This window comes from Plantibacter sp. MDV22-iso1 (assembly GCF_058408345.1).
Genome location: NZ_JBZVDY010000003.1, coordinates 259,373 through 273,723 on the forward strand (window position 1 = coordinate 259,373; position 14,351 = coordinate 273,723).

Below are 14,351 nucleotides of genomic sequence, written 5' to 3' on the forward strand. Positions count from 1 at the left end.
ACTCAGGTGAAGAGTTCGCCGGGGAACCCGACGGACCGGTCGGTGAGACCGGACGTGAACATGCGGACGCTCTCGAAGGTGAACGCCTCCGCCAGGGTCTCGTGATCGGTGAAGAACAGCGCGGTGGCCAGTCCGTCGGCCACCATCGCCTCCCGGGCGGTGACCCAGGTCGCCGCGACGGTCCTCGTCGGTTCGCCGGTCCGGCCGTCGATGACGTGGTGGAGGCCGTCGCCCCAGGCACGACGATTGGTGGCGGAGGCGCACAGGGCTCCGTCGTCGATCGTCGCGACCCCGATGGCCTTGCTGGGATCGTACGGATGCTCGAGCGCGATGCGGAGTGGGTCCGCCGCGCGGGACCCGTGCTCGTGACGCAGGTCGCCCGAGGCGTCGACCGTGAAGGACTCGTGGCCGTGGCTGCGGAGGAGGTCCGCGACGAGGTCCACGAGCCGCCCCTTGCCGGCCGCGCCGATGTCGATCACGAGCGGACGGCTCGTCTCGAGCACCTCGCCGTCCCATCGGGCCACGTCGTCCCAGTGCGGGGCGGCGACCGCCGGGCCCTGTGGGACGAGCGAGTAGGAGGCGTCGTAGCCGAGCCGTTCGAGCGAGGTGCCGATGAACGGCGTCACGGCTCCGGCGGTGGCATCGTGCAGACGCCGGTACGTGTCGAGCAGCGCGACCGCATCCTCGCGCGCATCATCGGGGAAGGCGGTCGAGACCTGGCCGGCGGCGAAGCGCGCGATGAACGCGTCGTCCCGGAACCTCGACCAGGTCCGGTCGAACCGGTCGATGCACGCGGCGACGGCCTCAGCGGTCTCGGGCTCGAGCGGGAGAGACGTGTCGAGCTCCCATCCGGTGCCGATCGCCTCGAAGCGCAGTGTCGTCTCGCTCATCGTCGGTCCGGCCCCGCGGCTCAGCCCTTCGCTTCGGTCTTGATCGTGTCGATGGCCGCGTTGAAGCCGCCGCTCGTGAGCGAGGAACCGGCGACCTTGGAGACCTTGAGGCTGTCGATGTCCTTGCCGACCACCTCGGCGGCGATCCCGGAGATGAACTCCGCCTGGTAGCGCTTGCTGTTCGCGCTCTCGGCGTGCGAGACGACGTCGACCGCCGTGACCGTGTCCGCGGCGAGGGTGACGGTCACCGTGATCGACTCGGTGCCGTTCGGCGACTGGTAGCTGCCGTCCGCGGTGTAGGAGCCGTCCTGGTAGTCGGTGGCGCCCGATCCCGCCGCGGCGTCGGTCGAGGTGGTCGCCTCAGGCGTCGCCGCACTCTCGGTGCTCGGCTGCGTGGTGGTGGTCGAGCTGCCGGCGTCGGCCGCCGAGCAACCGGCCAGGCTGCCGACGAGGGTGAGGCCGGTCAGGGCCGCGAACGTCGTCTTCTTCGCCGCCACGGACAGCCGTGGCGTGCGGACGGGAGGCTGGGTGGTGGGGGTGGGGTTGCGCATCGTTCAATCTCCTCGGGCGATGTGTGGGCCGCGGTGCGGCGGCCGCCGCGGCGAGGTCTCCGCCGCGGTGGCACCAGTGTCCTGAGCTTCCCTATGGGCGAGCTATGAGCGTTCTGGGAGTTGTCCTTCGTCCACCGATGAACGCTCGTTCAGCGGAGGAGACCCCCGACGACACCGCGCACCGCTTCGGCCACGTCGAGCGCGGCCAGCGGGCCGTCGGCTGCGGCGGCGTCCCCGGCGGCCGCGTGCAGGAGCACCCCGCTCGCGGCGACGCTCGCCAGGCAGCCGGGGTCGGCGAGCACGCGCTCGGCGTTCGTGGCGACGAGCGCCCCGATGATCCCGGCCAGGGCGTCGCCGGTGCCGGCGGTCGCGAGCCAGGGCGATCCGCCGGAGACCGTGATGGCGTCGCCGTCCGGCGCGACCACGTGGGTCGTGCCGCCCTTCAGCACCACGATGATGCCGAGGCGGGCGGCGACGTCGGCCGCGTACGACACGGGGTCGGCACGGATGTCCCCGACCTCGGCCGGGCTCCCCAGGCCGCTCAACATGGTCGCCAGTTCACCGACGTGGGGGGTGGCCACGATGCGCCACGACTCGTCGACACCGAACGCCCGCTGGTGGGCACCCGCGGCGACGCGACGGAGCGACCCGGCATCGGCGACGACCGGCTCGCCCCCGTGCAGGGCTGCGTCGAGCAGCGAGCTCTCCTCGCGGGTCAGCTTGCCGGGGTCCATACCGGAGCCGATGAGCCACGCCTGCACACGCCCCTCCGCCGTCACGATCTCGGGGCGGCGCTGCAGGACCAGGTTCGCCGCTCGGTCCGCTCCGAGGTAGCGGACCATGCCGACGCCGGTGCGGATCGCCGCCTCGACACCGATCACGGCGGCACCCGGGTAGCGGTCGGACCCGGTCACGACACCGAGGACCCCCCGGGAGTACTTGTCCGATTCGGCATCGGGCACGGCGATCCAGTCGCGTGCGTCGGCAGGGGTCCAGAGTCGCGGTTCGGCCATGCCATCACCCTAGGCCAGTCGCCGCGGCGACCCGGCTCCGAGCCGTCGATCGTCGGTCATCCCGGTGTCGGGAATCCGAGCGCGCCCGGGGACGTTGAGCCGGGTGTCGACGCCCGTCGCCCCGAGACCCGAGGAGTTCCGTGCCCCAGCTGTTCGATCCGATCACCATCCGCGACCTCACCGTCCCCAACCGCCTGTGGATCGCCCCGATGTGCCAGTACAGCGTCACCGCCCGGGACGGCGTCCCGACCGATTGGCACCTCATGCACCTCGGCCAGTTCGCGGCGGGCGGCTTCGGCCTCGTCATCTCCGAGGCGGCGGCGATCAGCCCCGAGGGTCGGATCACCCCCCAGGACGCAGGCATCTGGAACGACGAACAGCGCGACGCCTGGCGACGGATCACCGCGTTCATCACCGAGCAAGGTGCCGTCCCCGGCATCCAGCTCGCGCACGCCGGCCGGAAGGCCTCCACGTTCGCCCCCTGGGGCACCGACGGGCACGGCAGCGTGCCGATCGAGGAGGGCGGCTGGTCGACCGTCGCTCCGTCGCCCGAGGCCTTCCCGGGCTACGCCGTCCCGGAGACCCTCGACGACGAGGGCATCGACCGCGTCGTCGACGACTTCCGGACGGCGGCCGTCCGGTCGGTCGACGCCGGCTTCCAGGTCATCGAACTCCACGCCGCGCACGGCTACCTGCTCCACCAGTTCCTCTCCCCCCTCGTCAACCACCGCGAAAACGGCTACGGCGGCTCGCTCGAGAACCGGGCCAAGCTCCTCCTGCGCGTCGTCGAGGCGGTGCGCGGCGTCCTCCCAGCCGGTCTGCCGTTGTTCGTCCGGTTCTCGGCCACGGACTGGGTGGACGACGGATGGGACGAGCACCAGACCGCGACCGTCGCCGCCTGGTGCGCCGAGCGAGGCGCCGACTTCTTCGACATCTCGACCGGTGGAGCCGTCGGCGGCGTCCGCATCCCGCTCTCCCCCGGATACCAGGTCCCATTCGCGGCGCACATCGGATCGACAGGTGTCGACACGAGCGCCGTTGGACTCATCACCGACGCCCAGCAGGCCGCGGCCATCGTCGCCGACGGGCAGGCGGAGGCGGTCATGGTCGCCCGCGAGGCGCTCCGTGATCCGCACTTCGCATTGCGCGCCGCGACCGAGCTCGGCGTGGAGGTCGCCTGGCCTGGCCAGTACGAGCGGGCCAAGCCGCGAGCCTGAGCTCGACCCCGACACGACGACGGCCCGCACGCGTTCGCGTGCGGGCCGTCGTCGTGTCCGTGCTCCGGCGTCCGATCAGCGACGCCGGGTGGCGTCCTGGACCTCGCCGACGAGCTCCTCGATGATGTCCTCGAGGAAGAGGACCCCGGTGGTGGCGCCCGCTTCGTCGAACACCCGGGCGACGTGTGCTCCCGAGCGGCGCATCGTGGTCAGTGCGTCTTCGACGTCCGAATCCTCGAACACCGACACGAGCTGCCTGATGTGCTTCGCGGGCACCGGCCGCTCCTCGTCGCCACTGCCGTCGAGGTCGTCGTACCGCAGCACGTCCTTCAGGTGCAGGTAGCCGATCGGCACCGACTCGTCGTCGACGATCACGTACCGCGAGTAGCCGTACTTGGCGACGGCGCGCTCGACGTCCGAGGGGGTGGCCTCCTCCGTCAGCGTGATGAGGCTCCCGAGCGGCAGGGCCACGTCGTGGACCTTCTTCTCGGTGAACTCGAACGCCGCAACGAGCGCACCCGTCGAGTCGGTGAGCACACCCTCGCGGGTGGACTGGTCCACGATGGTCGCCACCTCGTCCAGCGTGAACGCGCTCGCGGCCTCGTTCTTCGGCTCCACCCGGAACAGGCGGAGGACGGCGTTCGCGGTCGCGTTGAGGGACACGATGATCGGACGGAAGACGCGCGCCACGAAGACGAGCGGCGGAGCGAGCAGCAGCACCGCGCGATCCGGGATCGAGAAGGAGAGGTTCTTCGGGACCATCTCGCCGAAGACCACGTGGAGGTAGGAGACGAGCAGCAGCGCGATGATGAACGCCACCGTGCCGATGGTCTCCTCAGGCCAGCCGGTGAGCGCCAACGGCACCTCCAGCAGGTGGTGGATCGCCGGTTCGGAGACGTTCAGGATGAGCAGCGAGCAGACGGTGATGCCCAACTGACTCGTCGCCAACATGAGCGTGGCGTGTTCCATGGCCCACAGCGCGGTCTTGGCGCTCCGGCTCCCCTGCTCGGCGAGGGGTTCGATCTGCGACCGACGCGCGGAGATGACCGCGAACTCGGCACCGACGAAGAAGGCGTTGGCGAGCAGCAGCACCACGAGCCAGGCGATTCCTGCCCAGTCGCTCATACGTCACCACCGTCCTCCGACACGACGGGTCTCGGGGTGAATCGGATCCGATCGATCCGGCGGCCGTCGAGTCGCTCGACGCGGAGCGTTCCGTCCTCGAGCTCGAGTTCGTCGCCTGAGACCGCGAGCCGTCCGAGCTCGCTCATGACGTAGCCCGCGACCGTCTCGTACGGGCCGTCCTCGGGGACGCGCACGCCGGCGCGCTCGAGGAGTTCGTCGGGACGAAGGCTGCCCGGGAAGGTCGTGGAGTCGCGTCCGCGGACCACCCCGGCACGCGAACGGTCGTGCTCGTCGGCGACCTCGCCCACGAGTTCCTCGACGAGGTCCTCGAGGGTGGTCACGCCGGCGGTGCCGCCGTACTCGTCGACCACGACGGCCATCTGGTAGCCGCGTCCGCGCAGCTGCGAGAGCAGCACGTCCAGCTTCATCGTCTCCGGGACGCGCAGCGCCGGTGACTGCAGGGCCGAGACGGGCACCTCGCCGCGGCGGTCGCGCGGGACTGCGATGGCCTGCTTCACGTGCACCACACCGGTGATGTCGTCGACGTCGGCATCGGTGACGGGGAAGCGCGAGTGGCCGGTCGACCTCGCGAGGGCGAGCACCGCCTGGGCGGGTTCGCCGCGCTGGATCGACGCGATGCGCGGCCTGGGCGTCATGACGTCCGACGCGTCGTGGCTCGAGAAGCGGAGCGTGCGGTTGAGCAGGGTCGCGGTGTCGGCCTCGAGTGTGCCCTCGAGCGCCGATCGACGCACGAGGGACGACAGCTCCTCGGCCGTCCGTGCTCCCGACAGCTCCTCCTTGGGCTCGATGCCCATCGACCGCAGCAAGCCGTTGGCGCTGCCGTTGAGGACCACGATGGCGGGCTTGAACACCCAGGTGAAGGCCGTCTGGAACGGGACGACGAACTTGGCCGTCTGCCGGGGCAACGCGAGCGCGAAGTTCTTCGGGACGAGCTCGCCGATGATCATGCTGAGCAGCGTGGCGAGGGTGATCGCGACGATCGTCGCCACGACGGCGACGACGCCCTCGGGGATCCCGATGGCGCCGAGCGGACCGGCGAGCATCGACGACAGCGCCGGCTCCATGGTGTAACCGGTGAGGAGGGTGGTCAGGGTGATCCCGAGCTGCGCACTCGACAGGTGCGTCGACGTGATCTTGAGCGCTGCGATCGTCATCGTCAGGCGGGTCTCACCACGGTCGCGGCGGGCCTCGAGATCGGCGCGGTCGAGGTTCACGAGCGCGAACTCGGAGGCGACGAAGAAGCCCGTGCCGATGGTCAGTACGAGGCCGACGCCGAGCATGATCCACTCAGACATGACGATCCCGTCCGTGCTGAGCGGTCGATGCCGGAGTGGGGGATCCGTCGCCCGGATGGGCGGTCGTCTCCCGTGATCGGGTCAGCACGGGGCTGGGATGGTGGCCGGGGGATCTGTCTGAAGGAGGGTCGTCCATTGTGCGGACGAGTCTATCGGACATCCGCGGCTGTGGACCCCGGATTTCCGGGGTTCTTCTCAGCCTCCGTCTGCCGCTGGCGATCCTCGGCCGCGCGACGCTTCCGACGCCGCAGGAGGAGGAACCGTGCTCCGATGCACGCCGCGGCGAGCGCCGGGACCCCACCCGAGACGATCATGCCCACATGTGGCCCGGCGACCTCGACGAGCCAGCCCATGAGCGGACCGCCGATCGACTGCCCGCCGAGCAGCACGAGGATGTACAGCGACATCACCCGTCCGCGGATCGCCACGTTGGACGACAGCTGGACGAGCGAGTTCGCCGCCGTGATGAAGAGGAGGTTCGCGACCCCGCCCGCGACGAGCAGGAGGGCGAAGGGCAGGAGCACGGGCATCGCGCCGGCGGCCGCCTGCAGGACACCGACCGCCGCCGCCGCGACGATCACGATGCGCAGGTCCACACCCCCACGCCTCGTCGACGCGAGCGCCCCGGTCAGCGCTCCGACGGCGACGAGGGCGTTGAGGAACCCGTAGCCACTCGCGCCGATGTCGAAGACGTCCGAGGCGTAGGCGGCGAGCAGGACCGGCAGGTTGAAGGCGAACACCGACATGAACGCGACCATGATGACCGTCCACCGGATGGCCGGTTTCCGCATGGCGTAGCCGAGCCCCTCCTTGAGCTGGCCCTTCGCCTTCGCGACGACCGGGGTCGGAACGAGTTCCGAGACACGCATGAGCGCCAGGGTGAGCACGACGCCGGAGCAGGCGAGGGCGTTGATCGCGAAGGACCACCCGGAACCGACGGCGGTGATGAGGACACCGCCGACGGCCGGACCGACGAGCTGCCCGAGCTGGAAGACGGCGGAGTTGAGGCTGATGGCGTTCCGCAGTCTCGCCGGGCCCACGAGCTCGTTCACGAACACCTGTCGCGCCGGGTTGTCGACGACCGTGACGAGCCCGAGCATGAAGGCGATGACGTAGATGTGCCACACCTCGACCGCGCCGCTGAGCGTCAGGATCGACAGCGCGACCGCGAGGACGGCGGCGAGCGCCTGCGTGATCATGAGCAGCACGCGCTTCGAGTAGCGGTCCGCGATCACGCCGCCGAGCAGTCCGAACAGCAGCATGGGCGCGAACTGCATCGCGACCGTGATTCCGACGGCGGCGACGCTGCCGGAGAGTTCGAGGACGAGCCAGTCCTGCGCGATGCGCTGCATTCCGATCGCGGTCGTCGCGACGATGTGTCCGATCGTGAAGAGTCGGAAGTTCGGGACGCGGAGCGAGGAGAAGGTGTCCCGCCAGGCGGGGCGCTCCCCCACGATCGGCATGGGGGCGGTGGGCGGCGGCGGAGCGACGGCGGTGTCGGAGGGAGGGGTCACGGAGAGAGCCAGCGTTTCGTATGTCGAGTGCGTGTCGTATGGGTGGAGCCGCGGAGGCCGTCGGCTCCCGTCCACGCTATTGCCGACGCGGCCATTTCCGAGCAGGATGATCCCTATCAGTCCTATTCGATTCCTGAATGATCGGCTCACGCATGTTCGACCCCGCCCTGCTGCGCACCTTCCTGGCCGTCGCCGAGACGAAGAACTTCACGCGTGCCGCCGCGCAGCTCGGGTTGAGCCAGCCGACGGTCAGTCAGCAGATCCGACGGCTCGAGGAGGCCGCCGGCCGGTGGCTCGTCGTCCGGGACACGAGAGCGGTCCGCCTGACCGACAACGGTGACGCGATGGCCGGGTTCGCGCGGACCATCCTCGCTGCACACGCCTCGGCGGAGAGCTACTTCACCGGCTCGGCGATGAGCGGTCGCCTCCGCTTCGGGGCCGCCGACGACCTCGCGATGACCCAGCTCCCCCGGATCCTGCGGCACTTCCGGCAGGGTCACCCGCAGCTGAACCTCGAACTCACCGTGAACCAGAGCGGGCCGCTGTACCGCCGGCTGAAGGCGGGCGCCCTCGACCTCATCTTCATCAAGATGCACCCCGGCCAGAACGAGGGCAAGCTCGTACGGACCGACTCGATGGTCTGGGTCGGTCTCGAGAAGACCACGATCGAGCCGGGCCAGCCCGTCCCCCTCATCGCCTACCAGGATCCGAGTCTCTCCCGGCAGCTGGCGATCGACGCCCTGGAGGCCGCCGGGCGCACCTGGCGGATCACCTGCAGTACGCGGGAGGTGAACGGCGTCCTCGCAGCGGTGCGGGCCGGGCTCGGCGTCGCGGTCTTCCCGCGCAGCCTGATCCCGAGCGACCTCGTCATGCTGAGCAACCGGCTGGAACTCCCGACCCTGGGCGGCGTCGACTTCACCCTGCTCGCGAACCCGTTGGCGGCTGCCGGCCCGGTGGAGGCGCTCTCCTCGGCCATCATGGACCGGTCGCTCGCCTGAGCGAGCCCACGGCGGTCAGGCGTCGACGGACTCCCACGCCTCGGCGAACGGCGCCGGGATGAGGTAGGTCTCGCGGACCTCGGCCGATTCGTGCGGGCCGCTGCCGTCGGGCGCGGTGAAGGGTTCGTCGAACTCGACGATCCACGTCGTCAGCTGTTCGGTCCACACCGAGACGAACGCCGCGGCGCGCTGGCGGCCGGGCGCGACGATGACCCCGGAAGCACGCTCCCCCGTCGAGGGATCGGATGCCGGGTCCACGAGCACGAGGACCTGCATGCCGACACCGAACCCGCGCGTCCCACCGTTCACCGCCATGGGCCCATCATCCCACCGCGGTCGTGCGTGCCGCACCAGTGCCCCGGCTCACCAGGAGACGGGCAGCGCCTTGCCCTCCTCGTACCCGGCGGCCGACTGGACGCCGACGATGGCGCGCTCGTGGAAGCCCGGGACCGAGTCGGCACCCGCATAGGTGAACGACGAGCGCACACCGGCGGTGATCATGTCGAGGAGGTCCTCGACCGAGGGCCGGAGCGGGTCGATCGTGATGCGGGAGGACGAGATGCCCTCGGCGAAGAGCGTCTTCCGCGCGAGTTCGAAGGGATCGAGTCGACCGAAGCGCTCATGCACGGCCTTCGTCGACGCCATGCCCCAGCTCTCCTTGTAGAGCGACCCGTCGGCGGCGCGCTGCAGCTCACCGGGGGCTTCGATCGTGCCGGCGAACCACGAACCGATCATGACCGAGGACGCACCGGCCGCGAGGGCGAGGGCGACGTCGCGGGGGTAGCGGACGCCACCGTCCGCCCAGACCTTCGCGCCGAGTGCGCGGGCGGTCGCGGCCGTCTCGAGCACGGCCGAGAACTGCGGACGTCCGACCGCCGTCATCATCCGCGTGGTGCACATCGCACCGGGTCCGACACCGACTTTGAGGATGTCGGCACCGGCGTCGACGAGGTCTTGCACCGCGACGGCGGACACGACGTTGCCGGCAACGATCGGGAGGCCGAGACCGAGGGCGCGGACGGCCGCGATCGCCCGGAGCATGCCCTCCTGGTGCCCGTGGGCGGTGTCGATCACGAGGACGTCCACCCCGGCGGCGGCGAGCGCCTGCGCCTTGACGGCGACGTCACCGTTGATCCCGATCGCCGCGGCGACCCGGAGTCGGCCCGACGCGTCGAGCGCCGGCGTGTAGATGGTCGACCGGAGCGCGCTCGTCCGGCTGAGGGTGCCGACCACCGCTCCGTGGTGCAGCACGGGCGCGAACTCGAGGTCGGCGGCCACCATGAGGTCGAACGCGGCCCGGCCACCGGTCACGTCGTCGGCGTCGATCGAGGCGAGCGATCCGCGCGCGAGGTCGCCGAGCCGTGCGTCGGGCAGCGCCGTGGCGAGACGCGCGGCCGGGATGCAGCCGGCGAAGGCGTCGCGCTCGTCGTGGAGCACGATGCCGTGACCGGCGACCGCGGGGATCAGGCGCAGGGCGTCGGCCGCGGTCTGATCGGCGCGCATGATCAGCGGGGTGTCGAAGGCGACCGGCTGCTCCTTGACCCAGCGGATCGCCGCGTCGAGCTCCTGGAGCGGCATGTCCTGCGGCAGGACGCCGAGTCCGCCGCGCCGCGCCAGGGCCGCCGCGAGACGTGGCCCGGTGACGGAGTTCATGTTGGCGGAGACGATCGGGATCGTGGCGCCGGTGCCGTCATCCGGAGCCAGGTCGACGTCGAGTCGACTCGTGATCCCGGAGCGGCTGGGGACGAGGAACACGTCCGAGTACGTCAGGTCGTGGCTGGGGATCTCACCGATGAACCGCATGAGAACACCGTATCCCGAGCGGCGTCCGAGCCGCACCGACGACGGAATGGGTTTAGGCTTGATGACTGGATCGTGCGGGCATGTTCCCTGCCTGCAAACAGTGAGAATTCAACGGAGAGAGTGGGCGATCGACGGTGTCGAGCCAGATGACCGGAGTGGGCGCCGATGACGGCGCAACGAACGAATTCGGAGCCAATGAATGGCTCGTCGACGAGATGTACGAGCAGTACCTCGTCGACAAGGATTCCGTGGACCGCTCCTGGTGGCCGATCCTCGAGCACTACCGGCCGGTGAACGGCGCAGCCCAGGGGACGACGGGCGGCCAGTCGGACGACGGTGCGGCGTCCGTCGGCACCACGGCGCCGGCCCCCGCCCCCGCGGCGTCTGACGAGGCGGCCCGGGTCAACCCGCCGACGGCCCCGATCCAGGTCATCGGCGCGCAGCCGGTCGCCCGCACCACCTCGGTCCAGGCGAAGCCGGCCCCGATCCCGGCCGACGCCCCGATGACGAGCCCGAACCAGGTCCAGCAGCCGAAGAGCGACCAGACCGAACCCGCTCCGGAGGACGTCGACAAGGTCACCGTGCTGAAGGGCATGGCCAAGTCGCTCGCCACCAACATGGACGCGAGCCTGACGGTCCCGACCGCGACGAGCGTGCGCACCATCCCGGCGAAGCTGATGATCGACAACCGCATCGTCATCAACAACCACCTGAAGCGCGCCCGGGGCGGCAAGGTCAGCTTCACCCACCTCATCGGATGGGCCCTCATCCAGGCGCTGAAGGACTTCCCGAGCCAGAACGTCTACTACGAGGAGACCGACGGCAAGCCCACGGTCGTCGCGCCGGCGCACATCAACCTCGGCATCGCCATCGACCTCCCGAAGCCCGACGGCTCCCGCGCCCTCATGGTGCCGGGCATCAAGCGCGCCGACACCCTCACGTTCAACGAGTACCTCTCGGCCTACGAGGACCTCGTGACCCGCGCCCGCAAGGGCAAGCTCACCGGAGCCGACTTCCAGGGCGTCACGATCTCGCTCACGAACCCCGGCGGCATCGGGACCGTGCACTCGGTCCCCCGCCTCATGAAGGGCCAGGGCTGCATCATCGGCGCCGGTGCCCTCGAGTACCCGGCCGAGTTCCAGGGCGCCTCCGAGCGCACGCTCAACGAGCTGGCTATCGGCAAGACGATCACGCTCACGAGCACCTACGACCACCGCGTCATCCAGGGCGCCGGCTCGGGCGAGTTCCTCAAGGTCGTCCACGAGCTGCTCATCGGCAGCCGCAGCTTCTACCAGGACATCTTCGCCGCGCTCCGCATCCCGTACGACCCGATCCACTGGTCGCCCGACATCAGCGTCGACCTCGCCGACGCCGTCGACAAGACCGCCCGCGTCCAGGAGCTCATCAACGCGTTCCGCGTCCGCGGCCACCTCATGGCCGACATCGACCCGCTGGAGTACGTGCAGCGGTCGCACCCCGACCTCGAGATCGAGACCCACGGCCTGACCTTCTGGGACCTCGACCGCGAGTTCGTCACGGGCGCCTTCGGCTCGGCCCGCACGGCCAAGCTGCGCGACATCCTCGGCGTCCTCCGCGACTCGTACTGCCGCACCACGGGCATCGAGTACATGCACATCCAGGACCCCGCGCAGCGCAAGTGGATCCAGAGCAAGGTCGAGCGCAAGTACGAGAAGCCGACGCACGACGAGCAGATGCGCATCCTCGGCAAGCTCAACGAGGCCGAGGCCTTCGAGACCTTCCTGCAGACGAAGTACGTCGGCCAGAAACGCTTCAGCCTCGAGGGCGGCGAGTCCACCATCGCCCTCCTCGACACGATCCTCCAGGGTGCGTCGCAGGCCCAGCTCGACGAGGTCGCGATCGGTATGGCCCACCGCGGCCGCCTCAACGTCCTCACGAACATCGCCGGTAAGACATACGGTCAGATCTTCCGCGAGTTCGAGGGCACGCAGGACCCGGCGAGCCACGGCTCCGGCGACGTGAAGTACCACCTCGGCACCGAGGGCACCTTCAAGGCCGAGGACGGCCGCGAGATCCCGGTCTACCTGGCCGCGAACCCCTCGCACCTCGAGGCCGTCAACGGCGTGCTCGAGGGCATCGTCCGCGCGAAGCAGGACCGGGGGCCGATCGGCGCGTTCGGCACCCTCCCGATCCTCATCCACGGCGACGCGGCGATGGCCGGTCAGGGCGTCGTCCTCGAGACGATGCAGCTGTCCCAGCTCCGCGGCTACCGCACCGGCGGCACGGTCCACGTCGTCATCAACAACCAGGTCGGGTTCACGACGCCTCCTGGCGAGGGCCGCTCCTCCATCTACAACACCGACGTCGCGAAGACCATCCAGGCGCCGATCTTCCACGTGAACGGCGACGACCCCGAGGCCGTCGTGCGGGTCGCGGAGCTCGCCTTCGAGTACCGCCAGGAGTTCAAGCGCGACGTCGTCATCGACCTCGTGTGCTACCGCCGACGCGGCCACAACGAGGGCGACGACCCGTCGATGACGCAGCCGCTCATGTACAGCCTCATCGAGGCGAAGCGCTCCGTGCGCAAGCTGTACACCGAGGCGCTCGTCGGCCGTGGCGACATCACCGAGGAGGAGTACGAGGCCGCGCACCGCGACTTCCAGGACCGCCTCGAACGCGCCTTCATGGAGACGCACGCCGAGCAGACCTCGCCGACGCCGATCCCGACCGAGGTCCTCGACGAGGACGGCTACTCCGGCGAACTCGAGACGACCGGCGTCTCCGAGGGCGTCGTGCAGCTCATCGGCGACGCGTTCAACAACAAGCCCGCCGGGTTCACCGTGCACCCGAAGGTGCAGCAGCTCCTCGAGAAGCGTCTCGACATGAGCCGCAACGGCAACATCGACTGGGGCTTCGGAGAACTGCTCGCACTCGGATCGGTGCTCATCGAGGGCACCCCGGTGCGGATGTCCGGACAGGACTCCCGCCGCGGCACCTTCGTGCAGCGCCACGCCGTCCTCCACGACCGGGTCAACGGCCAGGAGTGGCTGCCGCTCGCGAACCTCAGCGACAACCAGGCCCGCTTCTGGATCTACGACTCGCTCCTCAGCGAGTACGCGGTCATGGGCTTCGAGTACGGCTATTCGGTCGAACGCGCCGACGCGCTCGTGCTGTGGGAGGCGCAGTTCGGCGACTTCACCAACGGCGCGCAGACGATCATCGACGAGTTCATCTCCTCCGCCGAGCAGAAGTGGTCGCAGCGGTCGAGTGTCACGCTCCTCCTCCCCCACGGCTACGAAGGCCAGGGCCCCGACCACTCGTCCGCGCGGATCGAGCGGTTCCTGCAGCTCTGCGCCGAGGACAACATGACCGTCGCACGGCCGTCGACCCCCGCGTCGTACTTCCACCTGCTGCGTCGCCAGGCGTACGCCCGCCCGCGTCGGCCGCTCGTCGTCTTCACCCCGAAGGCGATGCTGCGTCTGCGTGGCGCGACGAGCCCGGTGGCGGACTTCACCTCGGGCCGCTTCGAGCCGGTGATCGACGACGCGCGGATCACCGACAAGGCCGCGGTCAAGCGGGTGCTCCTGCACTCCGGGAAGATCCACTACGACCTCCTCAGCGAGCTGCAGAAGCAGCCGAACGACGAGATCGCCCTCGTCCGCGTCGAGCAGTTCTACCCGGTCCCGGTGGCCGAGCTGAACGCCGTGGTCGCGCAGTACCCGAACGCCGAACTGGTGTGGGTGCAGGACGAGCCGGAGAACCAGGGCGCGTGGCCGTTCATCTGCCTGGAGGCCGCCAAGCACCTCGAGGGTCGGACGATCCGCAACGTGTCGCGCACCGCGTCCGCCTCCCCCGCCACGGGTTCGGCGAAGCGTCACGCCGCCGAGCAGGCGGAACTCCTCCGCACCGCGCTGGCGCTCTGACCCCAGCCGCACGATCGACGAC

General features: G+C 70.1%; 11 protein-coding genes. 3 read left to right on the forward strand and 8 right to left on the reverse strand.

The window, feature by feature from the left end; all coding sequences use genetic code 11:
- Nucleotides 1-2 precede the first annotated feature (2 nt).
- The 3 genes from AC4PMY_RS16065 to AC4PMY_RS16075 form a co-directional block, all read right to left on the reverse strand.
- Nucleotides 3-890, reverse strand: coding sequence for an FAD:protein FMN transferase (locus AC4PMY_RS16065; RefSeq protein ID WP_491623190.1), 888 nt, complete (start codon nt 888-890; stop codon nt 3-5).
- A 20-nt stretch (nt 891-910) separates the two neighbouring features.
- The gene (locus AC4PMY_RS16070; protein ID WP_491623191.1) at nt 911-1,441 is read right to left on the reverse strand and encodes an FMN-binding protein; all 531 of its coding nucleotides are present in this window, start codon (nt 1,439-1,441) and stop codon (nt 911-913) included.
- A gap of 149 nt (nt 1,442-1,590) precedes the next feature.
- Nucleotides 1,591-2,454: an ADP-dependent NAD(P)H-hydrate dehydratase gene (locus AC4PMY_RS16075; RefSeq protein ID WP_491623192.1), complete on the reverse strand. Its 864-nt coding sequence runs from the start codon at nt 2,452-2,454 to the stop codon at nt 1,591-1,593.
- A gap of 140 nt (nt 2,455-2,594) precedes the next feature.
- Between AC4PMY_RS16075 and AC4PMY_RS16080 the strand changes: the two genes are divergently transcribed.
- Nucleotides 2,595-3,671, forward strand: a complete 1,077-nt coding sequence (locus tag AC4PMY_RS16080) for an NADH:flavin oxidoreductase/NADH oxidase (RefSeq protein ID WP_491623193.1) — start codon at nt 2,595-2,597, stop codon at nt 3,669-3,671.
- Between the two features lie 75 nt (nt 3,672-3,746).
- On the opposite strand, the gene AC4PMY_RS16085 is transcribed toward AC4PMY_RS16080, so the two are convergent.
- The 3 genes from AC4PMY_RS16085 to AC4PMY_RS16095 all read right to left on the reverse strand — a co-directional run bounded on the left by AC4PMY_RS16085 (nt 3,747) and on the right by AC4PMY_RS16095 (nt 7,575).
- Nucleotides 3,747-4,796, reverse strand: coding sequence for a hemolysin family protein (locus AC4PMY_RS16085; protein WP_064295254.1), 1,050 nt, complete (start codon nt 4,794-4,796; stop codon nt 3,747-3,749).
- The gene (locus tag AC4PMY_RS16090) at nt 4,793-6,112 is read right to left on the reverse strand and encodes a hemolysin family protein (RefSeq protein WP_064295253.1); all 1,320 of its coding nucleotides are present in this window, start codon (nt 6,110-6,112) and stop codon (nt 4,793-4,795) included. Before AC4PMY_RS16090 ends, AC4PMY_RS16085 begins: the two co-directional genes overlap by 4 nt.
- A 149-nt stretch (nt 6,113-6,261) precedes the next feature.
- Complete coding sequence (locus tag AC4PMY_RS16095) at nt 6,262-7,575, reverse strand: MFS transporter (protein WP_491623259.1); 1,314 nt, start codon at nt 7,573-7,575, stop codon at nt 6,262-6,264.
- Nucleotides 7,576-7,778: 203 nt separating this feature from the next.
- Between AC4PMY_RS16095 and AC4PMY_RS16100 the strand changes: the two genes are divergently transcribed.
- Nucleotides 7,779-8,624: a LysR substrate-binding domain-containing protein gene (locus AC4PMY_RS16100; protein WP_079003972.1), complete on the forward strand. Its 846-nt coding sequence runs from the start codon at nt 7,779-7,781 to the stop codon at nt 8,622-8,624.
- 15 nt (nt 8,625-8,639) lie between these two features.
- Here the strand turns inward: AC4PMY_RS16100 and AC4PMY_RS16105 are convergent, their stop codons facing one another.
- Together AC4PMY_RS16105 and guaB1 are read right to left on the reverse strand one after the other, a co-directional pair.
- A complete protein-coding gene (locus AC4PMY_RS16105; RefSeq protein WP_071262470.1) occupies nt 8,640-8,939 on the reverse strand; it encodes a hypothetical protein in 300 nt (99 codons plus the stop codon).
- A gap of 48 nt (nt 8,940-8,987) precedes the next feature.
- Nucleotides 8,988-10,427, reverse strand: a complete 1,440-nt coding sequence (gene guaB1 / locus AC4PMY_RS16110) for a GMP reductase (RefSeq protein ID WP_071262471.1) — start codon at nt 10,425-10,427, stop codon at nt 8,988-8,990.
- A 146-nt stretch (nt 10,428-10,573) separates the two neighbouring features.
- Between guaB1 and AC4PMY_RS16115 the strand changes: the two genes are divergently transcribed.
- Nucleotides 10,574-14,329, forward strand: coding sequence for a multifunctional oxoglutarate decarboxylase/oxoglutarate dehydrogenase thiamine pyrophosphate-binding subunit/dihydrolipoyllysine-residue succinyltransferase subunit (locus tag AC4PMY_RS16115; RefSeq protein ID WP_071262472.1), 3,756 nt, complete (start codon nt 10,574-10,576; stop codon nt 14,327-14,329).
- The last annotated feature ends 22 nt before the right edge of the window (nt 14,330-14,351 follow it).

Excerpts from the sequence above, each read along its gene's own strand:
- AC4PMY_RS16065 (WP_491623190.1), bottom strand. The coding sequence starts at position 890 with ATGAGCGAGACGACACTGCGCTTCGAGGCGATCGGCACCGGATGGGAG.
- AC4PMY_RS16070 (WP_491623191.1), bottom strand. The coding sequence starts at position 1,441 with ATGCGCAACCCCACCCCCACCACCCAGCCTCCCGTCCGCACGCCACGG.
- AC4PMY_RS16075 (WP_491623192.1), bottom strand. The coding sequence starts at position 2,454 with ATGGCCGAACCGCGACTCTGGACCCCTGCCGACGCACGCGACTGGATC.
- AC4PMY_RS16085 (WP_064295254.1), bottom strand. The coding sequence starts at position 4,796 with ATGAGCGACTGGGCAGGAATCGCCTGGCTCGTGGTGCTGCTGCTCGCC.
- AC4PMY_RS16090 (WP_064295253.1), bottom strand. The coding sequence starts at position 6,112 with ATGTCTGAGTGGATCATGCTCGGCGTCGGCCTCGTACTGACCATCGGC.
- AC4PMY_RS16095 (WP_491623259.1), bottom strand. The coding sequence starts at position 7,575 with ATGCCGATCGTGGGGGAGCGCCCCGCCTGGCGGGACACCTTCTCCTCG.
- AC4PMY_RS16100 (WP_079003972.1), top strand. The coding sequence starts at position 7,779 with ATGTTCGACCCCGCCCTGCTGCGCACCTTCCTGGCCGTCGCCGAGACG.
- AC4PMY_RS16105 (WP_071262470.1), bottom strand. The coding sequence starts at position 8,939 with ATGGCGGTGAACGGTGGGACGCGCGGGTTCGGTGTCGGCATGCAGGTC.
- guaB1 (WP_071262471.1), bottom strand. The coding sequence starts at position 10,427 with ATGCGGTTCATCGGTGAGATCCCCAGCCACGACCTGACGTACTCGGAC.
- AC4PMY_RS16115 (WP_071262472.1), top strand. The coding sequence starts at position 10,574 with ATGACCGGAGTGGGCGCCGATGACGGCGCAACGAACGAATTCGGAGCC.